Genomic DNA, 24,995 nt, shown 5'->3' with positions numbered 1-24,995 from the left:
GGAGAAAGCCTCAAGTCTGTGCTTAAGCGTGGTGTCGCGACACAACCTTGATCCAGCGCCTGCCGTCCATGGCGGACGTGCGACATACTCGAAGGGAAAACGAGCCGGAGAAGCCCGATGCAGGGAATACGAAAAACGCGAGGCTCAATTTACGCAGAGACGCGCTGGGATGAGCATGGATTCAGTGAGCTGGACCAGAAAGTCAGTGCCGCTTCGACACGGGCTTCGTCACCAGGCCCGATGGAGCGTCAGGGCGGTTTCACCCTGATCGAACTGTTGCTGTGCATCGCCATCATCGGTCTGCTGGCGTCGGTGGCCTACCCCATGTACACCGAGCATCTACGCGAGACCCGTGTCGCCGATGGCCGCGCCTTGTTGATGACAACCGCCTCGTCGCTGGAACGCTGCTACAGCCGTGACCAGGCCTATGATATCGCCGCCTGTGACGGGCTTGAGCGACCGTCGGAGTCCGGTTTCTACCAACTGTCGGTGGAACGCCACCCAGGACGCTATTTTCTCGAGGCCAGGGCCCTCGACGCCCAGTCGGTGAAGGAAGGCTGCGATAGCCTGACCATGGACCAGACCGGCGAGCGGGCACCAGATGACTGCTGGTAGCCGTCAGCGCGGGGTCACCCTGCTGGAGCTGGTCGTCTGCGTCGCGGTGATCGGTCTGATGGCTGCGGTGGCGGTGCCAAGTCTGCACCATTGGCTGGCGGGCGAGCGTCTGGTGGCGGATACCAATCGCCTGGTCGGCGCACTGACCCTGGCACGCACCACCGCCTTGACCCGACGCCAGGAGGTCAGGGTACTGGTGGTCGACTGCGGGGGACGCTGGCGGCTCGAGGTGCTGGCGGGAGACGCGGACGCCGGCGGCTGCCAGTCCACTCCAACCGCGCATGGTGATGTACTGATGGTCGATGAAGCAGCGCACACTGACGGTACCCGGGTATCGCCCGGTGGGGTCAGCTTCGATCTGATGGGGCGCCTGGATGAGTGCAGCTACGGTAGCCCCTGCCGTTGGCAGCTTCGCGGGACAGGAGGCGAGGGTCGCTGGGTGTCGGTGGAGCCAAGCGGCGTGGTACGTTCCGGCGATGAGGAAGATGCCGCGTGAGAAGCCTGCGATCCCAGGCCGGGTTTTCCCTTCTCGAGGCACTGGTGGCGCTGGTGCTGCTGTCGGTGGGACTTTTGGGGGTGGCGGGGATGCAGTTGCGCAGCTTGCAAAGCGCCCATTCCAGTATCCAGAGATCTCTGGCGGACCTGGCCGCCCAGGATGCACGGGAACTGCTGTGGGCAAGCCTGGTGGCCAATGGCGGGTACTGTCCTGAAGGTGTGCCCGAGAGCCTTTCCCGAGAGCACTGGCGCGAGCACTGGGCCGATTTCCTTCCCGGTCTCATTGCCCTGGACGAGGCGGTGATCGCGCGGGACGACTGCGCCTTCGAGCTGCGTATTGGCTGGAAGGACGAGCGCTTCACCGAACCTAGCCTGTTTCAGTACTGGGTCAAGCTGCCCGCTCGGAAAGCACCATGAGTCCGGACCGCGTCCTTTCCCCAGGCAAGTCGTTGCATCGCCAGCGCGGCGTGTCGCTGGTCGAACTGATGGTGGCCATGGTCGTCGGCAGCCTGGTGATCCTGGCTGCGGGCTCGCTGTTTCAGGAGGTCAACGCCAATGCGCGCGAGGTGCTGCGCCTGGCCGATCGCCAGGCGGTCCTGAGCTACGCCCTCGATACCATCACCGCGGCGGTGCGCCGGGGCGACGCCTCCCCCGGCGATTACGTGCTGCGCCCGGCGCCAGATGGCGAGTCCTGTACGCTGCACGAGGTCGACAGCGGCGAGCCTCTGGTCGATGGCCTGGCCTACGATGGTTCCTGCGAGGACGATCAGGTGCTGGAAGATCTGGGTGGGGGACTCTATCGCATCACCCTGAACCTGTCCCACGCCAGGACACCGATTCGGCTGCACGCGGTGGATCGTCTCCAGGCCGTGTCCGCGGCGGAGGCCGACGGGTGAAGCCTCAAGCCCGCCAGCGAGGCGCGGCGCTATTGGTGGTGCTGTCGCTGGTAGCGATCGCCTCGGTGGTGGCCATGGCCGGGGTCAAGTCGGCGCTGGTGGATGAACGCCTGGCCGGCAATATGCGCGCCATGGCCCAGGCCCAGATGGCGGCGGATTGGGGGGCCGCCGAGCTTCTCATGGCGCCAGATCAGGTTGCCAGCGGGGAGCGAGAAGCCTGCGAGACCCTCGAGCAAAAAGTGGTGGAAGGTAGCTGGAGCGGTGATTGGCGCCAAGGCGGAGTGATTCCGGACCAGCCCAATATTGGCTATCGCTGGGTGCCTTGCTCTTATGCCAGTGTTCCCGCTCGACTGGTGGTTGGTTTTGTCGACGGAGGACAGCACAACCTGGCCTTGCACGGTGTCATCGTTGCGGCGGCCGATGATCAAGGCGCGGGAATCGGTGGACTGCCCGCCTTGCCGGAAGGTTGTGACACTGTGTCTGCTGGTTCGTTTGTCAACTATGGCCCCAATCCAGTAGAAATGTGTTGGAATTCTGCTCCGGCTCCAGGACAGCCAGCGCCATCGCTGGATCCACAAGACAAGGTGACAGAGGTAGCAGCCGAGTTTGAGCAAGATGAGTTCGATGAAACCGGTTGCGCGCAGCATGGGACCATCCTGTTCTGCGACCAAAGCTATGGCTTTTCAGGTCAGTTAGAGCTTGCTGACGTGCCAGAGGCAGAACTGATTGTTGTCGATGGAGCAGCCAATATTCTTGTCTCGGAGGGCGAGTACGAGTGCAACCTGGTGGCGTCAGGCCAGATTGTGCTTAATGCTTCAAGCGAAGTAGCTCTGGCAGGAGACATCTGGGCAGGGGGGATAGTGATCAACGGGGACAACGAGAGCTCGCCCTTTATCGTCGATGGAGCCCTGGTTTCATCCGGTACCATCGGCTTGAATTACAATGTCATGGTCAACGGAACCGATGATCCTTCGGATAATGAACACGACAGCATCCTCTGGCTGGATCGATCAGCATAGATGTCTCGTTAGGTGTCTAGTGACAGCCACCCTCTAACTCGCTACGCAAGCGGCCAAAGTTGCTCAATACCAGCCTGGCACCCCGATTCCCCCCTGCGCAGATATCGAAAGTCCCGTTATGTCCACTGGCACGTCCATTGGCCAGAAAACGCACCGGCTTTGCATCCTCGCGAAAGCCGATGCTTGAGAGCCGGCTGGGCGCAAAGACATGAAGTGTCGCGCCCTCCCAACTCGGCGCTCCCGCCTTGATCAACAGCTTCCCTCTCCAGTCCTCGCCGCAGTGAATGCCGTCGTCGCTCGGGCAAAGGGTGACGGGTCTTGCCCGGGTGATGGCCGTGCCCCGGGCCAGCATCAGGGCGCCTTCTAGTCGCGAAAGCTCGCTGGCGATATCCTGTCGGGCGGCCATTGCCCGGTAGCCCGGCAGGGCCACGCTGGTCAGAAGGCCTACAATAGCCACCACCAGCAACAGCTCCAGCAAGGTAGTTCCGGACTGGCGGAAAGCGATTCGATGAGGTTCGGGATGGCAAGACTTGGGGCGGTAAGGTTCGGGGTGGTGAGGTGTGTGCCAGTAAGCTCGGGACATACAGACATAACGGGGGCGTCGGGCGTCGTCCATGGCGAACACTTCCTTGTGGTTGTTGTTGTTTGAATTCAGGGTTCCTTGAGCCTAGCTCGGAGAAGGGAGAGCAGACGTTGGAGAAGCGCTTTGAGTGATTTCCTGGTGATTGGCGGCGGCGTCATAGGGCTGATGACGACACTGCAACTGGCCGATGCCGGTCACAGTGTGACGGTGGTAGAGCGAGGCGGCTGCGGTAGCGAGGCCTCCTGGGCCGGGGGCGGGATCGTCTCGCCGCTTTATCCCTGGCGCTACAGCTCGCCGGTATCGCGCCTGGCGAGCTGGTCGGAGGGGGCCTACCCCGAACTGGCCCTGCGCCTGCTGGAGGAGACCGGGGTCGACCCGGAGTATCGTCAGAAAGGGCTTCTCTACCTGAGGGTGGATGACGAAACGCGCGCACTCGAGTGGGCGCGGGAGGTTGGCAAGCCGCTGTCGCGGGTAGGCGCTGAAGTGATCCGCCGAAAGGAACCCAACGCCCGCCGCGATATCGACGAGGCGCTGTGGATGCCGACCCTGGGCAGCATTCGTAACCCCCGTCTGATGCGCGCGCTGAGGTCCCGACTGGAAGACATGACGTCGGTGACGTTGCGCGAGCAATGCACGGTCACCGGGTTCGAGCGGCAAGGGGAGCGGGTGGCGGTGGTGAACACCGACCAGGGCAACCTCAGTGCCGATCAAGTGGTTATCTGTGCCGGCGCCTGGTCGGCGGGGCTTGCCGACATGGCCGGGCTCGATCTGCCGGTACGCCCGGTCAAGGGTCAGATGATTCTGTTCAAGGCACCACCCGGACTGGTCGAGCGGGTGGTGCTGATGGATGGACGCTACGTGATTCCTCGCGGCGACGGGCGGGTCCTGGCCGGCTCCACCCTGGAAGACGCCGGGTTCGACAAGGGCACCGACGACGACGCCCGTAGCTCACTATGGCATAGCGCTACCGCCATCATTCCGGCATTGGCCGACTGCGAGATCGAGCACCACTGGGCCGGGCTGAGGCCTGGATCACCGGACGGCGTGCCTTATATCGGCCAGGCCCCCGGCTGGGACAACCTGCACGTCAACGCCGGGCACTACCGCAATGGGCTGGTGCTGGCGCCGGCCTCGACGCGCCTGCTGGTGGATCAACTGCTGGGAAGAGAGCCGATCATTGATCCCGCGCCCTATCGGTTGCAAGGACGTGTGGAAGAGCGCCCAAGCTGACCGGGAGTGAGGCGATCGAAGCAGGGGCAGGGTGAGGTAGCAATGGGCAGCGGGGCGTCGGTCAACTGGGCGTCGGCGTGACTGTCGGGGCGTTCAACGCCCCTGGGTGTCATCGTCGTTATCGCCGTCAGCATCGTCGCCTTGGCGGCTTTCGGTGATGAACTTGTCACGATGGTCACCGCAGCAGAACCACTCGCCCTTTTCGCGCAGGGCGTCCTGCTCGGGCAGGTGTACCTTGCACCAGGTGCAGCGGACCATTTTGCCACCCTCATGGGAGGTGGGGCCTTGATCCTGCTGCTCAAACTTCCATTCGCGGTACATGCGATAAAGCTTGAGCCCGGCAAAGAACACCACGGCGAAGATCAGAAGGCGGATTATCAAGAGGTTCATCCTTACTCCACACGGATTGGAGGCGGCCTTTGCCTGTTGGCGGCCCTTGCGGGACAATGGGGGCTGATCCCCCCGATTCTCGAGAGATTTCTCCGCTCATGCAAGACCTGACTCTGGTGATGGCGCAGCTCGACCCCTTGGTCGGCGACATCCCCGGCAACGCCGACCGGGCCATCGAGACCGTACGCGAGGCTTTCCTCGAGCACGGTGCCGACGTGGTTGTTCTGCCGGAACTGTTCTTGACCGGGTATCCGCCCGAGGACCTGTTGCTGAGGCCGTCGATGGAGACCCGCCTGCGCGAGGCGCGTACCCGCATGGCGGAAAAGATGGTCCGTGACGTCATGGTCATCGTGGGCTATCCCGGCCGTCGCGAGGGCGCGCTGCACAACATGGCCGGCGTGCTCTACAACGGCCAGTGGCTGGATGAGTACGCCAAGCAGGCCCTGCCCAATTATCAGGTATTCGATGAGCAGCGCTACTTCCAGCCCGGAGACACGCCGCTGGTCGTGGAACACAAGGGCGCCAGGCTCGGGATTCTGATCTGCGAGGATATCTGGCAGGAAGCGCCGGTCCGCCAGGCTCGCGACGCCGGTGCCGATATCCTGGTCACCCTCAATGCCTCGCCCTACCACCAGAACAAGCCGGCCGAGCGGCTCGAGCTTCTCGAGCAGCGTGCCAGTGACGTCGGCCTGCCGCTGGTCTATGTCAATCAGATTGGCGGTCAGGATGAGCTGGTGTTCGACGGTGGCTCCTGCTGTGTCGACGCCGAAGGCAAGCTGGCGGTGCAGGCGCCGCACTGGGATATCTGGCTGAGCCCGGTGCACTTCGTCGAGGAGCAGGGCAAGTGGACCCCGCGCCAGGGCGAGGTGGATCTGGACGTGGCGCCGGAGGAAGACCTCTACAGCGCTCTGGTCACCGGTCTGCGTGACTACGTCAACAAGAGTGGGTTCAAGGGCGTGGTGCTGGGGCTGTCTGGCGGCATCGATTCGGCCCTGTCGCTGGCCATCGCGGTGGATGCACTCGGCCCCCAGCGGGTCCATGCGGTGATGATGCCGTATCACTACACCGCCGACATTTCCAAGGAAGACGCCGCCGAGCAGGCCCGTCTGCTTGGGGTCAGCTATGAAGTGATGCCGATCGCGCCCATGGTTGAAGCCTTCATGGACACCCTGGCCGAGAGCTTCGAGGGTACCGAGCGCGATACTACCGAGGAGAATCTCCAGTCGCGCTGTCGCGGTGTGCTGCTGATGGCGCTGTCCAACAAGAAGGGCCTGATGGTCCTGACCACCGGCAACAAGAGCGAGATGGCGGTGGGCTACGCCACCCTCTACGGTGACATGGTCGGTGGTTACAACGCCATCAAGGACGTCTACAAGACCTGGGTGTATCGCCTGGCGCGCTGGCGCAACACCGAGAACCTGGTGATCCCGGAGCGTGTCATCGAGCGTCCGCCCTCGGCGGAACTGGCGCCGGACCAGCAGGACAGCGACTCGCTGCCGGACTATGACACCCTGGACGCCATTCTGGTGCGCTACATCGAAGGCGACATGAGCGCCGAGGCGATCATCGAGGCTGGCTTCAGCGCCGAGGACGTCTACAAGGTGGTCAAGCTGGTGGACCGCTGCGAGTACAAGCGCCGCCAGGCACCGGTAGGCGTGCGCGTGACCCAGCGCGGCTTCGGCCGTGACCGTCGTTATCCTATCGTCAATGGATGGCAACCGGGCCTCTGACGAGACCTGCTTCTTTCCTCTTGTCGGTACCCCACCCGTCGGGCCAGATCGGCTCGGCGGGTGGCGATGTTATACCCACCCTTCGCTGTTTGTGACGTCACTTCCCGTTGTTGGTCAGGATTTCCCGGCCCGGGATTTCTCTTGCGCTCGCTAGGGCTTGTCTGAAAAGTGCCTGCGCTCGGTAATACGGCGTTAAAAATCGGATCAAAATGCTCATTTACACCCCGTAAACTGCGCTTTCTCACCGATTTTTGCCTTGTCTAACCTTCGCTCGTCGACTTTTCGGACAGCGCCTAAAGCCCCGCGACCATTAGATGGTATTTTCTTTGATGCGTACGCCGTTTTTACACGGTGATCGACGTCACTTTGCATATTCGTCGGAAGAGATGATTTAAGCCTTCATGACTGAAGCGCCAATAGGCATCGTAAAGGTAATGGAGAAGAGTGCGGTGCGAGGTGTAGGCGATATCGCAGTTCTTGCTGAACTAGTATGGTTGTTGTCAGGGGGCTTGGCGAAGATTTCTTTCTTGTTATTGTTTTTCATGGTTTTTTTGAAATTATATATAACTAATTAAATTAATTTGTAATGGTGGTTTCTGGGTGTATTTAGACCAATGTCCCGGTAAATAAAGCGCGACATTTCAATGTTGGGACGACGCCATGGTGCTAAGATTTTTTAGAACAGGAACCTATAACGCCGGCAGAGGGAGCGCGAATGATGACGTCCTTTCGAGTTAAAACCGCTTGTGCGCTGGTAATGGGGGGTGGGGCGGTGTTTTCCCAGCATGGCGTGGCTGCCGAGTTGACCATTGCCACGGTGGATAACCGGGACATGCTGCGAATGCGAGAGCTGAGCGAGGACTTTGTCGCGGGGAATTCCGATATTCAGCTCAACTGGGTGACGTTGGACGAGAGTACGCTGCGCCAGCAGGTCACCACCGATATCGCCACCTCCGGGGGGCGCTTCGACATCGTTACCATCGGCACCTACGAAGCCCCCATCTGGGCGGAACGTGGCTGGCTTGTACCCATCGCCGACATGCCTGGCGACTACCAGCCCGAGGATCTGCTGCCCACCGTGCGCCAGGCGCTGTCTTATCAGGAGGTTCTCTACGCGGCTCCCTTCTATGCGGAGTCCGCCTTCACCATGTACCGCACGGACCTGTTCGAGGATGCGGGCCTGAGCATGCCCAGGGCGCCGAGCTGGGACTTTCTGGCACAGGCGGCAGAAAAGCTCTCGGACTCCGATGAACACTACGGCATCTGCCTGCGGGGCAAGCCGGGGTGGGGCGAGAACATGGCCCTGTTGACCGCCATGGCCAACGCCTTCGGCGGTCGCTGGTTCGATGAAGAGTGGCAGCCACAGCTCGAGGGAGGTGGCTGGCGCGATGCGCTGGATCTCTATCTGACCTTGTTGGGAGAGTACGGCCCGCCGAATCCGGAAGACAACGGCTACAACGAGAATCTTGCGCTGTTTCAACAGGGCAAGTGCGGCATCTGGGTAGATGCCACCGTGGCCGCATCCGCGGTGACCGATCCCGAGGCCTCCGAGGTCGCCGATCGCGTGGGGTTCGCTCTGGCGCCTGATAACGGACTGGACAAGCGCAGCAATTGGCTGTGGGCCTGGGCGCTCGCAATTCCCACCAGTTCCGAGCAGAGCGAGGCGGCCAAGCGCTTTGTCGCCTGGGCCACCTCCCGGGGCTATCAGGAACTGGTGGCCGAGCGAGAGGGCTGGTCCCAGGTGCCGCCGGGGACCCGTGCTTCGCTTTACGACAATCCAAGTTACCGCGAGGCCGCGCCCTACAGTGAGCTGGTGCTGGAATCGTTGAGAAGCGCCAATCCGGATGACCCGACGGTACAAGCGGTGCCCTATCGAGGCGTTCAGTACGTGGCGATCCCCGCTTTTCAGGGTATCGGTACGGCGGTGGGTAACCGCTTCGCCAAGGCGTTGGCCGGAGACATCTCCGCCGAGGAAGCCATCGAAGATGCTCAGTGGGTCACCGAGAAGGTGACCGAGCAGGCACGCTTTGCTCAGCAGTAGTGGCGATCGGCTCCTCGAAGGAAGCCGGCGGAACGGGTGAGCCCGCAGGTGCGACGTTCACCCGCAAGCGAGATGAGTGACACACAAGGAGGAGCCCATGGCGACATCCGGATTTGACCCGCAGCAATCTCTAGACAGCGTCGACGATGAACAGCTGCCGGTTCCGCCCCACAAGCAGCACGGTGCCAAGCACTTTCTCGGACTGTATGCCGCTGAGCACGTGGCCGCGACCGAGTTCGTGATCGGTGCCACCTTCGTCGGCCTCGGTGCCGGCATCTGGGACATTCTGATCGGTCTGGTCATCGGCAACACCCTGGCGATACTGAGTTTCACCCTGATCACCGCACCGATCGCCGTCGGCACCCGGCTCAGTCTTTTCGCCTACCTGGAACGCATCGCCGGCAACGTCATGGCGAAGCTCTACAACGGCGCCAATGTGGTGATCTTTGCTGCCATCTCGGCGGCCATGATCACGGTCTCTGCCACCGCGGTGCGGGTGCTTTTCGATGTGCCACCTCAGGTGGCGCCCTATCCCACCGACATGGCCTTCGTCATCATCGCCTTTGCCGTAGGGGCCATCGTGGTGCTGGTCGCGGCCTTCGGCTTCAACGCCCTGAGCGAGTTCGCCAGCATCTGTGCACCCTGGCTGATGGTGATGTTCACCGCCGGCGGCATGGTCTTGATACCGGCGCTGTCGGAGTCGGTGACCGGTTTTACCACCCTGACGAGTTTTTCGGATTTCGTCGCCATCGCCAGTGCCAGCGTATTCACCGGCATCAACGCCGATGGCGAACCGGGGATCGGGCTGTGGGAGGTCATCGGCTTCGCCTGGGCCGCCAATACCTTCGCCCACTTCGGACTGATCGACATGGCGCTTTTGCGCTATGCCCGCAAGAAGCGCTACGCCCTGGCCACCAGTACCGGCATGATGTTCGGCCACTATGTGGCCTGGATCTCGGCGGGCCTGATGGGGGCGGCCACCGCCGCCACCATGAAGCTCAGTATCCTGGTGGTCGACCCCGGCGATGTGGCGTTCTACGCGTTGGGAATGTCCGGCTTCGTGATCGTGATCGTGGCCGGCTGGACCACGGCGAATTCCAACCTGTACCGCGCCGGTCTGGCCGCCCAGGCGCTGATGCCCGAGGTCAAGCGCTGGAAGGTGACCATGCTGGTGGGGCTCGGGGTGATGGGCGCAAGCTGTTTCCCCTTCGTCTACCGCAGCATGTTGCCGCTGCTGACTTACGCTGGCCTGATCCTGGTGCCGGTGGGCGGCATCGCCTTTGCCGAGTACCAGCTGTTCCCGCGGCTCGGCATGACCCGCTACTGGGCCAACTTCAAGGGCCTTGCCGACAACCGGCCGGCGATCGCCAGCTGGGGTATCTCGCTGATCTTCGGTTTTGGGCTCAATGTCCTCGACGTGATGCCGTTCTACTACCTGTTCCTGCCGACCTGGTTTGTGTCGATCCTGGTCTACGTGGTGCTGGCGCGAAGGGCCGGTGCCTGTGAGGCCTATCCAGAGAAGGAAAAGGCCCAGCAGGAGTTCAACGAGCGGGTGGTCGAACATCACCGACGCAAGGCGGCGGAAAAGTACCGCGAAGGCGTGGAGGACAAGACACTGCTATCCAAGGGCATCAAGGTGATGTGGGGGATCGTTGGGCTGGGTGTGCCAGCGGTGCTGGCCTGGCGGGTGATGTTTGAAAGCCCCGACCTGTATCAGTACTACGTCAATCGTGAGCTGTTCTACGACATCACCATCTGGTGCACGGTTATCTACTTCGTCTTCGCCTACTGGGGCCTGCAGCGCTCCAAGCAGTTCAAGCGTCGGGAGCCCGAGGGCACACCGTCCCAGGCATCGACAGGTTGAGTAGAAGCAGCAAATAGCCGGAGCCTGGCCTGCGGTGGACGCCAAGGGCAGCCACAGGCCAGCGACGGCGGAAGGACGGTGGATCGCAGCCCTGGAGCGTCAAGATGGGAGCTGGACGAAGAGAAAGGAAACGAAACGAAGCGAAGCGCAGAGCGAATGACAGCAAGCGCTGCAACAAGAAGGGGCCGCCCATGGGCGGCCCCTTCTCCTTTCTTTGGCCTGCCGGCAACCTCACGGCACCGCCTGCCTTGCGGTCGTTCAGGCGCTCAGTGGGGCGCCGTCGACGTACTTGGGTTCGAAGCGACGACCGTTGAGGCGCTCGTTGTCCGGGTCGTTCTCGATCAGCACCTGCAGCGTCTCACTGGCGCGATCACGCAGGCCCATGCCGAGGTAGCCTTCGACCATCACCGCCAGGGCGTCGCGGGTAGCCTCGGCCTGGGGGTAGTTCTCCAACACCCAGCGACCCCGCTGCACGGCGGCCATGTAGGCCTTCTTGCGCAGGTAGAAGTCGGCCACATGCAGCTCTTGCTGGGCCAGCAGGTTGCGCAGGTAGATGATGCGCTGTTGCGCGTCCGGGGCGTACGGACTGTCCGGATAGCGGGTGATCAGGTCGGTAAAGTCGGTGTAGGCGTCTCGGGTAGCGCCGAGGTCCCGCTCCGAGATATCGATGACCTTGAGCGACTCCAGGCTGAAACGACCGGCCTGCCAGGCGGCCAGCCCGCGCATGTAGTAGGCGTAGTCGACCTGCGCATGGTTGGGGTGCAGGCGAATGAAGCGGCTGGCGGCGGCCCGGGCGGCTTCCCAGTCATCCATCTCGTAGTAGGTATAGATGAGTTCGAGCTGGGCCTGTTCGGCGTAGTCGCCGAAGGGGAAGCGGGTGTCGATGGCTTCCAGGCGGTTCATGGCCGTGGTAAAGCTGCCGTCCTCCAGGGCCTGGCGACCTTCCTGGTAGAGCTGGCGTTCGGTGGCGCCGTCGTAGCGCTCTTCCTCGACGTCGTTGCTGGCGCAGCCGCCGAGTACCGCGCCCATCAACACCAGGGCGCCCAGGCGAGCGGCGGAAGTAGTGAAAACGCGCATCTTGGTCCTCGTGTCAAACAACCCGGGTCGGCCGTGGTAGAATCGGCCGCGATCCGCCCACTATAAAGCACCTTGCCTGGAAACGCAGTCTTCCTGCTGCGGGCCACGTGTTTTGTGCGCGAGTTGCCATCAATCTTCGATCCCCACAGAGAAGTGTTCCGAACCATGTCACAGACCCTCGACGTCCACAGTCGCATTCCCCTCGACATGGCAGGCTATCGCCTGGACCAGGCCGCAGCGGAATTGTTTGCCGACTATTCCCGGGAGCGGTTGAAGGGTTGGATCAAGGACGGTTCCCTGACCCTGGATGGGGCTGCGGCCAAGCCCAAGGACAAGGTCCACGGTGGTGAAAGGCTGGTGCTCAAGGCCCTCATCGAGGATGACACTCGCTTCGAGGCGCAGGATATTCCGCTTGAGGTGGTGTTCGAGGACGACCAGGTACTGGTGGTCAACAAGCCGCCGGGGCTGGTGGTTCACCCCGCTGCGGGCAACCCCGACGGGACCCTGCTCAATGCCTTGCTGCACCACTTTCCCGACGCCGCCACCTTGCCTCGTGCCGGTATCGTGCATCGCCTTGACAAGGACACCAGCGGGCTGATGGTGGTGGCCAAGTCTCTGGCCGCCCACGCTGACCTGGTGGCGCAGCTGCAGGCGCGTAGCGTGTCGCGGGAGTATGACGCCATCGTGGTGGGCAAGATGACCTCTGGCGGCACCGTGGATGCGCCGATCGGCCGACATCCCAAGGACCGCAAGCGCCAGGCGGTTACCGCCTCGGGCAAGCCGGCGGTGACCCACTATCGGGTGGTGGAGCGCTTTCGTGCCCATACCCACGTTCGCTGCAAGCTGGAGACCGGCCGCACTCACCAGATTCGCGTGCACATGGCGCACCGGCGCTTTCCGTTGATTGGCGACCCGGTTTACGGTGGGCGACTCAAGCTGCCGCCCGGAGCGGGGCAGACGCTCAAGGAAATCCTGCGCGAGTTTCCGCGCCAGGCGCTGCACGCGCGTCGACTGGCCTTCGTCCACCCGAGTCGCGGTGAGGAGGTCAGCTTCCAGGCGCCGCTGCCGGATGACCTGCTGATGCTGCTGGACTTCCTGCGTGACGATGCGGAGACCATGCAATGATCGATGCCCTCGACCTGCGCCCCAGCGTGATCGTGCCCGACTGGCCTGCTCCGGCCAATGTCGGTGCCTTCGTCACCACCCGCGAGACCGGCCCCAGCCAGGGACCCTACGCCGCCTTCAACCCGGCGAGTCACGTCGGCGACAAGCCGGAACATGTGGAGCTTTGTCGGCGCCAGTTGAGCAAGGAACTGGGCGATGAGCGTCCGCTGCTGTGGCTCGATCAGGTCCACGGCGCCAGCGTCCAGCATGGCTTCAGTGACACCATACCCAAGGCCGATGCCTCGGTGGCGACCACCCATGACTACGCCTGTGTGATACTGACGGCGGACTGTCTGCCGGTGTTCTTCTGTGACCGTGGCGGTGAGCGCGTGGCGCTGGCCCACGCTGGCTGGCGCAGCCTGGCCGGTGGCGTGCTGGAGGCTACCGTGGCCTCCCTGGGCACTGCGCCTGGGGAACTGATGGCCTGGTTGGGGCCGGCGATCTCCAACGCACAGTTCGAGGTCGGACCCGAGGTGCGTGAGGCCTTCTGCGGCGTGCACCCCGAGGCGGCCAGCGCCTTTGAACCGAGCCCCTATCGCCTGGGGCACTATATGGCGGACCTTTACAAGCTGGCGCGTCTGCGGCTTGAACGTCTTGGCGTCTCCCACGTCAGCGGCGGACACTTCTGCACCGCCTGTGAATCACGCTTCTATTCCCATCGTCGTGACGACGGCGTCACCGGACGCATGGCCAGCGTGATCTGGCTGCGATAGAGCGGACCGACGTCGCACTTTTCCCGAGACTCCCCTCTAGACGTGAAACTGCTTCACTAGACTTGAAACGTCCCTAAAGCACCGCCATATCTCTGTCAAGTCACATTGACAGGGTCAAGCGGTGCGTCCAAACGCATCGCCATCCCGAAAGGAGATATCGATGCGTTTTGACAAGTTTACCGCCAAGCTGCAGCAGGCTATCGCCGACGCCCAGTCCCTCGCCGTGGGGCGCGGGCACAATCAGATGGAACCTGCGCACCTGCTGCTGGCGCTGCTCGACAACCGCGACACTGGCGTCAAGGCGCTGGTACAGAAGGCGGGGGGCGACGCCGGTCGGCTGCGTGACGCCCTGGCGGGCCAGATCGACGATCTGCCCCAGGTCGCCCAGTTCGACGGCGAAGTGCAGCCGTCCCGGGATCTGATCAAGCTGTTCAACCTCACCGATGCCGAGGCCCAGAAGCGTGGCGATCAATACATCGCCAGTGAACTGGTACTGCTGGCGGCAATCGCCATGAAGCATGCCGTGGCCAAGGCGCTGACCCAGGCTGGCCTTGCGCGCAAGTCGCTGGAGGGCGCCATCGATAGCGTGCGCGGTGGCCAGAAGGTGGATGACGCCAACGCCGAGGACAGCCGCGAGGCGCTGGAGAAGTACACCCTGGATCTGACCCAGCGGGCCGCCGACGGCAAGCTGGATCCGGTGATCGGGCGTGACGACGAGATCCGTCGCACCATCCAGGTGCTGCAGCGGCGCACCAAGAACAACCCGGTGCTGATCGGCGAGCCCGGCGTCGGCAAGACTGCCATCGTCGAGGGGCTGGCCAGCCGCATCATCAACGGCGAGGTGCCCGAGGGGCTCAAGGACAAGCGCGTGCTGTCGCTGGACATGGGCTCGCTTCTGGCCGGGGCCAAGTTTCGCGGCGAATTCGAGGAGCGCCTGAAGGCGGTGCTCAACGAGCTGTCCCAGGAAGAAGGGCGGGTCATCCTGTTCATCGACGAATTGCACACCATGGTCGGTGCGGGCAAGGCCGAGGGCGCCATGGACGCCGGCAACATGCTCAAGCCGGCGCTGGCCCGGGGTGAGCTGCACTGTGTCGGTGCCACCACCCTGGACGAGTACCGCAAGTACATCGAGAAGGATGCGGCGCTGGAGCGGCGCTTCCAGAAGGTGCAGGTGGACGAGCCCAGCGAGGAAGACACGGTGGCGATCCTGCGTGGCCTCAAGGAGCGCTACGAGGTGCACCACGGCGTCGACATTACCGACGGCGCGATCATCGCCGCGGCCAAGCTGTCGACGCGCTACATCACCGATCGTCAGCTGCCGGACAAGGCCATCGACCTGATCGACGAGGCGTCGTCGCGCATTCGCATGGAGCTCGACTCCAAGCCGGAGGAAATGGACCGTCTGGATCGTCGCCTGATCCAGTTGAAGATGGAGCGCGAGCACCTCAAGAAGGAAACCGACGAGGCCTCACGCAAGCGCCTCGATACCCTTGAGGAACAGATCGGCGAGCTCGAGCGCGAGTACGCCGACCTGGACGAGATCTGGAAGGCCGAGAAGGCCAGCATCCAGGGCGCGGCCCAGTTCAAGGACGAGCTAGACCGGGCGCGGGTCGACCTGGAGCAGGCTCGCCGCCAGGGTGACCTGGGGCGGATGTCGGAACTGCAGTACGGGGTGATTCCGGAGCTCGAGAAGAAGATTGCCGAGAGCGGCGATGCCGAGGCGGACACTCGTCACCACAAGCTTTTGCGCTCCAACGTCACCGAGGAGGAAATCGCCGAGGTGGTGTCACGCTGGACCGGCATTCCGGTGGCCAAGATGCTCGAGGGCGAGCGCGACAAGCTCCTGCGCATGGAGGAGGCCCTGCACCAGCGGGTCATCGGTCAGGACGAGGCGGTCACCGCCGTGGCCAACGCGGTGCGGCGCTCCCGCGCGGGCTTGGCCGACCCCAACCGGCCCAACGGCTCCTTCCTGTTTCTCGGCCCGACCGGGGTGGGCAAGACCGAACTGTGCAAGTCGCTGGCCAACTTCCTGTTCGACACCGAGGAAGCCATGGTGCGCATCGACATGTCCGAGTTCATGGAGAAGCACTCGGTGGCGCGGTTGATCGGCGCGCCTCCCGGCTATGTCGGCTATGAAGAAGGCGGCTACCTGACCGAAGCGGTGCGCCGCAAACCCTATTCGGTGCTGCTGCTCGACGAGGTGGAGAAGGCCCACCCGGACGTCTTCAACATCCTGTTGCAGGTGCTGGAGGATGGTCGCCTGACCGACGGCCAGGGGCGCACGGTGGATTTCCGCAACACCGTCATCGTGATGACCTCCAACCTGGCGTCCGACATCATCCAGCAGTTCGGTGGTGACGACGCCGACTACGACAGCATGCGCCAGACGGTGATGGAGGTGGTCGGAAGCCACTTCCGGCCTGAGTTGATCAACCGCATCGATGAAGTGGTGGTGTTCCACGCCCTCGGCCAGGATCAGATCCAGGCGATCGCCGGCATCCAGCTTGAACGTCTGCGCACGCGGTTGGCAGAACACGATCTCGGGCTCACGGTCTCCGACGAGGCGTTGGCACTGTTGGCGGTGGTCGGCTTCGACCCCGTCTATGGCGCTCGTCCGCTCAAGCGCGCCCTGCAGAGCCGGATCGAGAACCCGCTGGCACAGGACCTGCTGGCCGGCAAGTTCAGCGCTGGCGACGTGATCCGCGTGGTCGCCGACGATGGTCAGTTACGTTTCGACCGCTGACCACGGGTCGATCACGCAAGAAGGCCCCTTCATCAAGGAGGGGCCTGATGCCTTCGGCTGGCATTCGTGCATGATGGGTAATTCGAATAACCATTCTCAAGCAAATGGTTAATCGGTCGCTATACTGAAGGTCAGGTTGCGTCCTGTGACCCCCTTGCCCGCCCGGTTCCCCACCCGGCGGGCTTTTTCGTGGCGTTCCTCAAGGCTTGGGCTCTGCCCGAAAGGGCAACGAGCGCGGGCTTATTCTTGCCAAGCCCTAGCGCGTCGCCCGGGCGTCGGACAGGTGCACGCGTCGCAGGCGTACGTTGTCGCCCACCAGGTGCTTTTGCAGTTCCTCGAGACTGACGTTCTTGGTCTCTGGCATCAGGAATATCACGAACACCAGTTGCAGCAGCATCATTACCGCGAAGAAGGCGAACACCGGCCCGCCGCTGAAGGTGCCCAGCACCCAGGGCATGACCAGGGTGATCAGCGCAGCGAAGACCCAGTGGATCGAGGCACCGAAGGATTGGCCGCGGGCACGCACGTGGTTGGGGAAGACCTCGGAGATGAACACCCAGATGACCGCACCCTGACTGATGGCATGGGCAGCGATGAACAGTCCCAGCAGCAGCGGGACTTCGAGCCCGCCCAGGGCGTCGGCGAAGAAGGCGCGAGAGATCAGCACCAGCGACAGCAGATAGCCGGCCGAGCCGATGAACAGCAGGGTACGGCGGCCGAAGCGGTCGATCAGCGACATCCCGATCATGGTGAAGACCAGATTGACCAGACCAATGCCGGCGGTGGACAGAAGCGCTGCCTGGCTACCGAGTTCGGCGGCTTCGAGCACCCGGGGGGCATAATAGATGATGAAGTTGATGCCCGAGAGCTGGTTGAAGAAGGCGATCAGGAAGGCCAGCAGAATCGGCAGACGATAGCGACGCGAGAAGAAGGGGGCCTTGGCGGACGCTTCGTCGGTTTCGGCGGCGCGAATGGCGTTGATCTCGGCGTCGACATCGGCGTCAGGGTTGATCTGGCGAAGTACCTGGCCGGCTTCCTCGATAGCGTTCTTCTTGAGGATGAGCCAGCGCGGACTGCGCGGGACACGGGTGATCATCAGGGTGTAGATCAGTGCAGGGATGGCCTCGATGCCCAGCATCCAGCGCCAGGCGCCGTCGCTCATCAGGCTGCCGATCACATAGTTGGAGACGAATGCCATGAGGATGCCGAAGACGATATTGAACTGGTACATGGCGACCAGAAAGCCACGATGGCGGGGCGGGGCGATCTCGGAGATATAGGTGGGGGCCGCCACCGAGGAGATGCCGACGCCGATGCCGCCGATCAGGCGGAAGAAGGCGAACAGCCAGGGGTCGGACACCACCGCCGAGCCCACCGCGGAGACCAGGTACAGCACACCGATCATCAGCAGGGTGGCGCGCCTTCCCAGTGCATCGGTGGGCCAGTTGCCGAAGATGGCACCGATCACGGTGCCCCAAAGGGCCATGGACATGATCAGCAGGCCATGCTGCAGGTCGCTGAGACCCCACAGCGCCTGGATGGGCTTGTCGGCCCCGGAGATGACCGCGGTGTCGAAGCCGAACAGGAATCCTGCCAGCGCCACGGTGATGGACCATTGCACGATGCGAGACATGTAGTGCTACCTCCTGTGAAAGGGGGGGGCGTTGTTGTGGTTGTCGAAAAGACCTTGTGGTTGTCTAGGGCTTGTCTGAAAAGTGCCTGCGCTCGGTAATACGGCGTTAAAAATCGGATCAACATGCTCATTTACACCCCGTAAACTGCGCTTTCTCACCGATTTTTGCCTTGTCTAACCTTCGCTCGTCGACTTTTCGGACAGCGCCTAGAGACATCCTTGGGTGAATCGATTCTCTCTTGAGGCGTCAGCGATCCAGATGGCAAGTGTCAGCGACCCGATTTGAAAGCGTCGGCGAGTCGTTCGCTGATCGTCAGCGGTGCCGATCAGACCCGGGGCGGGGCAGAGAGAAACTCTCCTGCCGTTATGCTCCGGCTATCGTGGCGACTTTCCGCCGCACCCTCTCCATCGGTGTCTGGTAAAGTAAGTGAATCGTGTCACCTGGCGTCATTACAGCAGCGTCATGGCCAGATTTCGAGAAAACGGCGTTAGACATTGGTCTTGCTGCACCCGCGAAAAGAGGTCTTTCTGAGTGCTCTGACCGAGCGCGATGGGAACGGCGGTTGACAGTCACAGAGCGCTATTGGAATCTTGAGGGTTCCTGACTGCGGGCGCGGCACGATGGGTGACCCCCAACGCCGCGTGAAGGGTAGGCCAATGGGCCTCTACCCGCCGAAGGACTACCAGGTTCGGGTTAACCGCCCCGCCTGGCCAACGCCCCGACGCGGTGACCCGCCGTGATGAGAGTGCAGGCCCCAACCGGGCCGACGGACGCCAGGGTTTGGCATCAGGTGCCGGTGCGCCGGCAGCAGCATACCGCTGCACTCGACTTCGTACCCACGACAGGTGCGAATCGCACTCGAGACCTCCAGGGGAGATACATCTGTGGAATTGCTTTCAGGCGCGGACATGATCGCCCGCTTCCTCCAGGATGAGGGCGTGGAATACATCTACGGCTATCCGGGCGGCGCCGCACTACACATCTACGATGCCTTGTTCCGTCAGGACAAGGTCAAGCACATCCTGGTTCGCCACGAGCAGGCCGCGACCCACGCCGCCGACGGCTATGCACGGGCGTCCGGCAAGCCCGGGGTGGTACTGGTCACCTCGGGGCCGGGGGCCACCAATGCGGTGACCGGCATCGCCACTGCCTATATGGACTCGATCCCGATGGTCGTGCTCTGTGGTCAGGTGATGAGCCATCTGATCGGTGACGATGCCTTCCAGGAGACCGATATCGTCGGTGTCACCCGGCCAATCGTGAAGCACAGCTTCTCGATCAAGCACCCGAGCGAGATTCCCGAGGTGCTCAAGAAGGCCTTCTATCTCGCCGCCACCGGGCGTCCCGGTCCGGTGCTGGTGGATATACCCAAGGACATGACGGCGCCCACCGAGCGCTACGAGTACGTCTATCCGAAGAAGGTCAAGATCCGCTCGTACAACCCGGTCAGTCGCGGCCATACCGGACAGATCAAGAAGGCCGTCGAGCTGATGCTCAAGGCCCGTCGTCCGGTGTTCTACACCGGTGGTGGCGTGGTCCAGGGGCGTGCTTGCGAGGGTCTGACCGATCTGGTCAAGCAGCTCGGCTTTCCGATCACCACCACCTTGATGGGCATCGGGGCTTATCCCCAGAGCGACGATCAGTGCCTGGGCTGGCTCGGCATGCACGGCTCCTATGAGTCCAACATGGCGATGCATCACGCCGACCTGGTGATCGCCATCGGCGCGCGTTTCGACGATCGTGTGACCAACAATACCTCGAAGTTCTGCCCCACGGCCAAGATCATCCACGTGGATATCGACCCCAGCTCGGTGTCCAAGACGGTGCGCGCAGACGTACCCATCGTTGGACCTGCGGCCAGCGTGATCAACGAAATGATCAGCCTGGTGCAGGGCCATGAGATCGCCAATCCCGACGCGCTCAAGGACTGGTGGAAGACCATCGACGAGTGGCGCGACGAGCGCAAGGGCAAGCTCTACGAGCCGTCCAGGCCCGGCGAGGTGCTCAAGCCGCAGGAGGTGATCGAGGCCATCTGCCGGGTGACTCGTGGCGAGGCGTACGTCACCACCGACGTGGGTCAGCACCAGATGTTCGCTGCCCAGTACTACAAGTTCGACAAGCCTAATCGGCTGATCACCTCCGGTGGACTCGGCACCATGGGCTTCGGTTTTCCCGCGGCCATGGGCGTCAAGCAGAACTTCCCCGATGAGGAGGTGGTCTGCGTGACCGGCGAAGGCAGCTTCCAGATGATGATGCAGGAACTCTCCACCTGTAAGCAGTTCGGTGGTGGGGTCAAGATCATCAATCTAAATAACGGTTCGCTGGGCATGGTGCGCCAGTGGCAGGACCTCAACTACAAGTCCCGCCATGCTCACTCCTACATGGAGTCGCTGCCGGACTTCCAGATGCTGATCGAGGCCTACGGTTTCACCGCGCTCAGGGTCGAGAAGAAAGAGGATCTGGAAGAGGCGCTGGCGCGTACCTTCGCCGACACCCATGAGCTGGTGTTCCTCGACGTCGCGGTGGACCCGCACGAGCACGTCTATCCGATGCAGGTGCCTCTGGGCTCCATGCGTGACATGCTGCTTTCCAAGACGGAGCGGACCTGATGCGACATATCATCTCGATTCTGATGGAAAACGAACCGGGTGCGCTGTCGCGGGTCGTGGGGCTGTTCTCCCAGCGCAACTTCAACATCGAAACCCTCAACGTGGCGCCCACCGATGACCCGACCTTGTCGCGTCTGACCGTGACCACCGTCGGGGACGACCGGGTGATCGAGCAGATCACCAAGCACCTCAACAAGCTGATCGACGTGGTCAAGCTGGTGGATCTCACCGAAGGCAACCATATCGAGCGTGAGTTGATGCTGGTGAAGGTCAAGGCGCTGGGCGCTGCCCGCGATGAGGTCAAGCGCACGGTAGACATCTTCCGTGCCCAGATCGTCGACGTCACCCCGAGTCTGTACACCGTGCAGATCACTGGCGATGCCGAGAAGCTCGACGCCTTCCTGCAGGCGATGGGCCCCGTGGGCATTCTCGAAGTAGCGCGCACCGGCGTCTCGGGTATCGCCCGTGGTGACAAGGTGCTGAGCCTCTAGCAAACCGCTGGCCCTGGTGGGCAGCCGGTGAACCTGTTACGCCGCCTCTCGGGGCGGCGTTTTCGTGCCCGGCCTCAACGCTCCACGACTTCCTGCCACAGGGCGTCGATCAACGGGCTCTTCAGACGCCGCTCCAGCACACAGAGGCCCACGTCGTAGTGCGGCAGTTCCGGCTTGACCGGGAGTATTCTCACGCGTTCGGCCAGCGGGCTCGCCTCCAGCACGATGCGTGGCACCACACCGATGCCGAAGCCGAGTCCGACCATACTGACGATGGCTTCGTGGCCGGCTACCTGGGCGTAGATGGTCGGGGTCACGCCCAGCGCCTTGAACCAGGTGTCGGCCAGTTCCCGCGATAGCCCAGCCTCCGACAGGATCATTGGCACCCCTTGCCACTGTGTCTGGCTCGGGCTCATCGGCTGCTGTGGCACCCACGGTCGTTGCTCTTGTGGGGCGATGAACACCAGTGCCGAACGGGTCAGCGACTTGAAGGCGAGACCGTCGGGCAGGCGGCGCGGGCGTGAGGTAATGGCCATGTCTTCGTCGCCGGCCAGCACTCGCTGGATGGCTCGGGCTGGGTCGCCGGTGTGCAGCTTGAGCTCGATGGCGGGATAGCGCTGGCGGAAGTCGGCCAGCAGGCTGTAGAGAAAGCTGTAGCTCGCGGTCACCGAGCAGTAGATGCTGATTTCACCACTGAGGCGCTTGGCCTCGCTCTGCAACGACAGGCGGACCTGTTCCCACTCTTCCAGGGCTTCCTTGGCATAGCGCTGGAAGCGCTTTCCCTGGGGGGTCAGCACCACGTGGCGATTGTCACGGTTGAACAGCACCACGCCGAGCTGTTGTTCCAGTTGGCGAATGGAGCGGCTCAGGGTCGATGGGCTCACGTGGCAGGCCTCGCTGGCACGGCCGAAGTGCAGTGAATCGGCCAGCATCAGAAAGTGCTTCAGGGGGCGGAAGTCCATGGGGAGTCCTGACCTGTAATTGCATATTTTGGCACGTAGTATTGCAAATATAGCGTTTTACGCAATACGGGCGCTGGCGTAAGGTGGGATGCATCGACGGAGGGCGAGCCCTCTCGTCTGCCCAGCGCCGCACAAGACGGCGCGGGTGGCCATCAACGCTGAACGCAACACGACACAGACAAGATCTCTTCTATCGCCGAGCAGGCACTCGTTTTCAGGAGCACCAGATGCGCGTTTATTACGACAAGGACTGCGATCTTCAGCTGATCCAGAACAAGCAGGTCACCATCGTCGGTTACGGCTCCCAGGGCCACGCCCACGCCAACAACCTGAAGGAATCCGGCGTCAGCGTCACCGTCGCGCTTCGCCCGGGTTCTTCTTCCGCCGCCAAGGCGGAGGCCGCCGGCCTCAAGGTGGCCTCTGTGGCCGAGGCTTGCCAGTCCGCCGACGTCGTCATGGTGCTGGCGCCGGACGAGAACCAGAAGGCTATCTACGAGCAGGAAATCGAGCCGAACCTCAAGGAAGGCGCTACCCTGGCCTTCGCCCACGGCTTCAACATCCACTACAACCAGATCGAGCCGCGCAAGGATCTGGACGTGGTGATGATCGCCCCCAAGGCGCCGGGCCACACTGTGCGCTCCGAATTCGCCCGTGGCGGCGGTATTCCTGACCTGATCGCCATCCACCAGGATGCCACCGGCCAGGCCAAGGAACTCTGCCTGTCCTACGCCGCCGCCATCGGTGGTGGCCGCAGCGGCATCATCGAGACCACCTTCAAGGACGAGACCGAAACCGACCTGTTCGGTGAGCAGGCTGTCCTCTGTGGTGGCGCTGTCGAACTGGTCAAGGCCGGCTTCGAGACCCTGACAGAAGCGGGCTACGCCCCTGAAATGGCCTACTTCGAGTGTCTCCACGAGCTCAAGCTGATCGTTGACCTGATGTACGAAGGCGGCATCGCCAACATGAACTACTCCATCTCCAACAATGCGGAGTATGGCGAGTACGTGACCGGCCCTGAGGTCATCAACGACGAGTCGCGTGCCGCCATGCGCAACGCCCTCAAGCGTATCCAGACCGGCGAGTACGCCAAGATGTTCATCAACGAGGGCAACAGCAACTACCCCTCGATGACCGCACGTCGTCGCCTGAACGCCGAGCACGAGATCGAGCAGGTCGGTGAGAAGCTCCGTGGCATGATGCCCTGGATCGCCGCCAACCAGCTGGTCGACAAATCCAAGAACTGATGGGTTCCTGGTAACCCATCGTCGGGCTTGCCCGCCGATGGGGACAGAAACGGGGGAGGAGCACACTCAGTGCTCCTCCCCCGTTGCGTCATGGGTGAACGACTGAGTGGTCATGGTGCTGCCGCATGAATCCTGCGCTGTGCCTTGCGTTTGGCCCGCAGGTGCCCGAGGCTGGGGGAGAGGGCGGCTGCCGCGAGGTTGGCGGTAACGGCCGGCCGGTCGTGTAGAATGATCCCATACTCGAAGCCAATGGATGACAGAGATGAGCGAAGACGCAGGCAAGCGTGAGCAGGAACCACGAGAGCCCCAGGATGAAGATCTGGCCAGCGCCTTCATGCGGGAATCCGAAGTCGTGGAAGAAGCGGTCGAGGACGGCAAGAAGGTGCGACGGCGGGGGATCTACCTGTTGCCGAACCTGTTCACCACCTCGGCGCTGTTTTCGGGATTCTTCGCCGTTGTCGCCGCCCTCAATGGCGATTTTACCGCCGCTTCGGTGGCCATCTTCATCGCCATGGTGCTCGATGGCCTCGACGGCCGGGTAGCCAGGCTGACCAATACACAAAGCGAGTTTGGCGCCGAATATGACAGCCTTGCTGACATGATCTCCTTTGGCATGGCGCCGGGGCTTGTCGCCTTTACCTGGATCCTGCAGGACATCGGCAAGACCGGATGGGTGGTGGCGTTCCTGTACGTGGCCTGTGCGGCGCTTCGCCTGGCGCGGTTCAACGTGCAGATCGGCAGCGTCGACAAGAAGTGGTTCATCGGCTTGCCCAGCCCGTCGGCGGCGGCGCTGGTGGCGGCCAGTGTGTGGACGTTCCACAGCTTCGACGCCACCGCTCTTGGCTTCAAGCTGTTGATGCTGCTGGTGGTGGGGGCGGCTGGCATTTTGATGGTCAGCAACATTCGCTACTACAGCTTCAAGGATGTCGATCTCAAGGGGCCGGTGCCCTTTGTGGCCCTGCTGGCCATCGTGCTGGGATTTGTCGTGATCTCGATCGAGCCGTCGGTCATGCTGTTGCTGCTGTTCGGTACCTATGTGGCGTCCGGTCCGACGATGGCGCTGATGCGCAAGCTCAAGACCTAGCCCAGGATCATCTTGCGGTAACAATAGAGGCCGATGTGAGCAGCAAGCCCAACGCTTCGTTATACTGACGACCGACAGGAACGCCCGCCTAGCGCGGGCGTTCCTGTTCTTGTATGAGTGCCGAAAGCGCCTTCTGGGGCAGTCTGTGCATTCATTCACAGGGGGTTCCATAGAGCGGTGTGGACAAGATGGTGCCGCTGTTGGATCGACACTGCTCGATGATCTGGCATTTTTTTACGAAAAGCGCTTGCCAAGGCCGGAGGTGATGCGTAAAGTACGCATCCGCTGCCGGCGACGAGCAAACGTCACAGGCGGTGAAGGGTGGTAAAGTGATTGTTTTGAAAAGGCTTTTTCAAGTCTTCGAAAAATTCTCCACTTGACGGGCAACGAGAAATCGGTAAAATGCTCGCC

At 62.5% G+C, this 24,995-nt stretch carries 21 protein-coding genes; 16 read left to right on the top strand and 5 right to left on the bottom strand.

What is annotated here, in order from left to right:
* The first annotated feature begins 240 nt into the window (after positions 1-240).
* Genes KUV74_RS18465 through KUV74_RS18445 form a run of 5 tightly spaced genes read left to right on the top strand, consistent with a single transcriptional unit; the run spans position 241 to position 3,025 of the window.
* Positions 241-615 carry a type IV pilin protein gene (locus tag KUV74_RS18465; RefSeq protein WP_162816485.1) on the top strand — a complete coding sequence of 125 codons (375 nt, stop codon included), beginning with the start codon at positions 241-243 and terminating at the stop codon, positions 613-615.
* Entirely contained in the window at positions 602-1,111 is a 510-nt protein-coding gene (locus KUV74_RS18460) for a GspH/FimT family pseudopilin (RefSeq protein ID WP_222517139.1), read from the top strand. Before KUV74_RS18465 ends, KUV74_RS18460 begins: the two co-directional genes overlap by 14 nt.
* Positions 1,108-1,527 (top strand): type IV pilus modification protein PilV, encoded by a 420-nt coding sequence (gene pilV / locus KUV74_RS18455; protein ID WP_315900866.1) that lies wholly within the window; start codon positions 1,108-1,110, stop codon positions 1,525-1,527. Before KUV74_RS18460 ends, pilV begins: the two co-directional genes overlap by 4 nt.
* Positions 1,524-2,006: a PilW family protein gene (locus tag KUV74_RS18450; RefSeq protein WP_222517062.1), complete on the top strand. Its 483-nt coding sequence runs from the start codon at positions 1,524-1,526 to the stop codon at positions 2,004-2,006. The genes pilV and KUV74_RS18450 overlap by 4 nt, the downstream gene beginning before the upstream one ends.
* On the top strand, positions 2,003-3,025 hold the full coding sequence (locus KUV74_RS18445) for a PilX N-terminal domain-containing pilus assembly protein (protein WP_222517061.1): 1,023 nt from the start codon (positions 2,003-2,005) through the stop codon (positions 3,023-3,025). The genes KUV74_RS18450 and KUV74_RS18445 overlap by 4 nt, the downstream gene beginning before the upstream one ends.
* Before the next feature lie 16 nt (positions 3,026-3,041).
* Here KUV74_RS18445 and KUV74_RS18440 read toward each other — a convergent pair whose 3' ends face one another.
* A complete protein-coding gene (locus tag KUV74_RS18440) occupies positions 3,042-3,641 on the bottom strand; it encodes a GspH/FimT family pseudopilin (RefSeq protein WP_222517060.1) in 600 nt (199 codons plus the stop codon).
* 90 nt (positions 3,642-3,731) lie between these two features.
* On the opposite strand from KUV74_RS18440, the gene thiO reads away from it, so the two are divergent.
* Entirely contained in the window at positions 3,732-4,838 is a 1,107-nt protein-coding gene (gene thiO, locus KUV74_RS18435) for a glycine oxidase ThiO (RefSeq protein WP_222517059.1), read from the top strand.
* Positions 4,839-4,931: 93 nt separating this feature from the next.
* Here the strand turns inward: thiO and KUV74_RS18430 are convergent, their stop codons facing one another.
* Complete coding sequence (locus tag KUV74_RS18430; RefSeq protein ID WP_222517058.1) at positions 4,932-5,228, bottom strand: PP0621 family protein; 297 nt, start codon at positions 5,226-5,228, stop codon at positions 4,932-4,934.
* Positions 5,229-5,326: 98 nt separating this feature from the next.
* Between KUV74_RS18430 and KUV74_RS18425 the strand changes: the two genes are divergently transcribed.
* The 3 genes from KUV74_RS18425 to KUV74_RS18415 all read left to right on the top strand — a co-directional run bounded on the left by KUV74_RS18425 (position 5,327) and on the right by KUV74_RS18415 (position 10,863).
* On the top strand, positions 5,327-6,958 hold the full coding sequence (locus tag KUV74_RS18425) for an NAD+ synthase (RefSeq protein WP_108449267.1): 1,632 nt from the start codon (positions 5,327-5,329) through the stop codon (positions 6,956-6,958).
* Positions 6,959-7,673: 715 nt separating this feature from the next.
* Complete coding sequence (locus KUV74_RS18420) at positions 7,674-8,999, top strand: ABC transporter substrate-binding protein (RefSeq protein ID WP_222517057.1); 1,326 nt, start codon at positions 7,674-7,676, stop codon at positions 8,997-8,999.
* Between the two features lie 97 nt (positions 9,000-9,096).
* Complete coding sequence (locus KUV74_RS18415) at positions 9,097-10,863, top strand: purine-cytosine permease family protein (protein ID WP_108133538.1); 1,767 nt, start codon at positions 9,097-9,099, stop codon at positions 10,861-10,863.
* Between the two features lie 258 nt (positions 10,864-11,121).
* On the opposite strand, the gene KUV74_RS18410 is transcribed toward KUV74_RS18415, so the two are convergent.
* Complete coding sequence (locus KUV74_RS18410) at positions 11,122-11,940, bottom strand: outer membrane protein assembly factor BamD (RefSeq protein ID WP_222517056.1); 819 nt, start codon at positions 11,938-11,940, stop codon at positions 11,122-11,124.
* Positions 11,941-12,105: 165 nt separating this feature from the next.
* On the opposite strand from KUV74_RS18410, the gene rluD reads away from it, so the two are divergent.
* The 3 genes from rluD (at position 12,106) to clpB (ending at position 16,560) form a co-directional block, all read left to right on the top strand.
* Positions 12,106-13,065: a 23S rRNA pseudouridine(1911/1915/1917) synthase RluD gene (rluD, locus tag KUV74_RS18405; RefSeq protein WP_222517055.1), complete on the top strand. Its 960-nt coding sequence runs from the start codon at positions 12,106-12,108 to the stop codon at positions 13,063-13,065.
* The gene (gene pgeF / locus KUV74_RS18400; protein ID WP_222517054.1) at positions 13,062-13,817 is read left to right on the top strand and encodes a peptidoglycan editing factor PgeF; all 756 of its coding nucleotides are present in this window, start codon (positions 13,062-13,064) and stop codon (positions 13,815-13,817) included. Before rluD ends, pgeF begins: the two co-directional genes overlap by 4 nt.
* Before the next feature lie 160 nt (positions 13,818-13,977).
* Positions 13,978-16,560 (top strand): ATP-dependent chaperone ClpB, encoded by a 2,583-nt coding sequence (gene clpB, locus KUV74_RS18395; RefSeq protein WP_108133541.1) that lies wholly within the window; start codon positions 13,978-13,980, stop codon positions 16,558-16,560.
* A gap of 256 nt (positions 16,561-16,816) precedes the next feature.
* Here clpB and KUV74_RS18390 read toward each other — a convergent pair whose 3' ends face one another.
* Positions 16,817-18,193: a sugar porter family MFS transporter gene (locus KUV74_RS18390; RefSeq protein WP_222517053.1), complete on the bottom strand. Its 1,377-nt coding sequence runs from the start codon at positions 18,191-18,193 to the stop codon at positions 16,817-16,819.
* A gap of 885 nt (positions 18,194-19,078) precedes the next feature.
* Between KUV74_RS18390 and KUV74_RS18385 the strand changes: the two genes are divergently transcribed.
* Complete coding sequence (locus KUV74_RS18385) at positions 19,079-20,803, top strand: acetolactate synthase 3 large subunit (protein WP_045994255.1); 1,725 nt, start codon at positions 19,079-19,081, stop codon at positions 20,801-20,803.
* Entirely contained in the window at positions 20,803-21,294 is a 492-nt protein-coding gene (gene ilvN, locus KUV74_RS18380) for an acetolactate synthase small subunit (protein ID WP_045994256.1), read from the top strand. Before KUV74_RS18385 ends, ilvN begins: the two co-directional genes overlap by 1 nt.
* A 74-nt stretch (positions 21,295-21,368) precedes the next feature.
* On the opposite strand, the gene ilvY is transcribed toward ilvN, so the two are convergent.
* Positions 21,369-22,256 carry an HTH-type transcriptional activator IlvY gene (gene ilvY, locus KUV74_RS18375; RefSeq protein WP_045994257.1) on the bottom strand — a complete coding sequence of 296 codons (888 nt, stop codon included), beginning with the start codon at positions 22,254-22,256 and terminating at the stop codon, positions 21,369-21,371.
* 83 nt (positions 22,257-22,339) lie between these two features.
* On the opposite strand from ilvY, the gene ilvC reads away from it, so the two are divergent.
* Positions 22,340-23,500 carry a ketol-acid reductoisomerase gene (ilvC, locus tag KUV74_RS18370; RefSeq protein ID WP_260425399.1) on the top strand — a complete coding sequence of 387 codons (1,161 nt, stop codon included), beginning with the start codon at positions 22,340-22,342 and terminating at the stop codon, positions 23,498-23,500.
* Between the two features lie 262 nt (positions 23,501-23,762).
* Entirely contained in the window at positions 23,763-24,584 is an 822-nt protein-coding gene (gene pssA, locus KUV74_RS18365; RefSeq protein WP_045994259.1) for a CDP-diacylglycerol--serine O-phosphatidyltransferase, read from the top strand.
* The last annotated feature ends 411 nt before the right edge of the window (positions 24,585-24,995 follow it).

This window comes from Halomonas sp. DP1Y21-3, from assembly GCF_019801245.1.
Taxonomy (GTDB): domain Bacteria; phylum Pseudomonadota; class Gammaproteobacteria; order Pseudomonadales; family Halomonadaceae; genus Halomonas; species Halomonas litopenaei.
The sequence above is the reverse complement of the archived record's forward strand: the minus strand, read 5'-3'. Positions and strand labels throughout refer to the sequence as shown.

Excerpts from the sequence above, each read along its gene's own strand:
- KUV74_RS18465 (WP_162816485.1), top strand. The coding sequence starts at position 241 with ATGGAGCGTCAGGGCGGTTTCACCCTGATCGAACTGTTGCTGTGCATC.
- KUV74_RS18460 (WP_222517139.1), top strand. The coding sequence starts at position 602 with ATGACTGCTGGTAGCCGTCAGCGCGGGGTCACCCTGCTGGAGCTGGTC.
- KUV74_RS18450 (WP_222517062.1), top strand. The coding sequence starts at position 1,524 with ATGAGTCCGGACCGCGTCCTTTCCCCAGGCAAGTCGTTGCATCGCCAG.
- KUV74_RS18440 (WP_222517060.1), bottom strand. The coding sequence starts at position 3,641 with ATGGACGACGCCCGACGCCCCCGTTATGTCTGTATGTCCCGAGCTTAC.
- KUV74_RS18430 (WP_222517058.1), bottom strand. The coding sequence starts at position 5,228 with ATGAACCTCTTGATAATCCGCCTTCTGATCTTCGCCGTGGTGTTCTTT.
- KUV74_RS18425 (WP_108449267.1), top strand. The coding sequence starts at position 5,327 with ATGCAAGACCTGACTCTGGTGATGGCGCAGCTCGACCCCTTGGTCGGC.
- KUV74_RS18420 (WP_222517057.1), top strand. The coding sequence starts at position 7,674 with ATGATGACGTCCTTTCGAGTTAAAACCGCTTGTGCGCTGGTAATGGGG.
- KUV74_RS18415 (WP_108133538.1), top strand. The coding sequence starts at position 9,097 with ATGGCGACATCCGGATTTGACCCGCAGCAATCTCTAGACAGCGTCGAC.
- KUV74_RS18410 (WP_222517056.1), bottom strand. The coding sequence starts at position 11,940 with ATGCGCGTTTTCACTACTTCCGCCGCTCGCCTGGGCGCCCTGGTGTTG.
- rluD (WP_222517055.1), top strand. The coding sequence starts at position 12,106 with ATGTCACAGACCCTCGACGTCCACAGTCGCATTCCCCTCGACATGGCA.
- pgeF (WP_222517054.1), top strand. The coding sequence starts at position 13,062 with ATGATCGATGCCCTCGACCTGCGCCCCAGCGTGATCGTGCCCGACTGG.
- clpB (WP_108133541.1), top strand. The coding sequence starts at position 13,978 with ATGCGTTTTGACAAGTTTACCGCCAAGCTGCAGCAGGCTATCGCCGAC.
- KUV74_RS18390 (WP_222517053.1), bottom strand. The coding sequence starts at position 18,193 with ATGTCTCGCATCGTGCAATGGTCCATCACCGTGGCGCTGGCAGGATTC.
- ilvN (WP_045994256.1), top strand. The coding sequence starts at position 20,803 with ATGCGACATATCATCTCGATTCTGATGGAAAACGAACCGGGTGCGCTG.
- ilvY (WP_045994257.1), bottom strand. The coding sequence starts at position 22,256 with ATGGACTTCCGCCCCCTGAAGCACTTTCTGATGCTGGCCGATTCACTG.
- pssA (WP_045994259.1), top strand. The coding sequence starts at position 23,763 with ATGAGCGAAGACGCAGGCAAGCGTGAGCAGGAACCACGAGAGCCCCAG.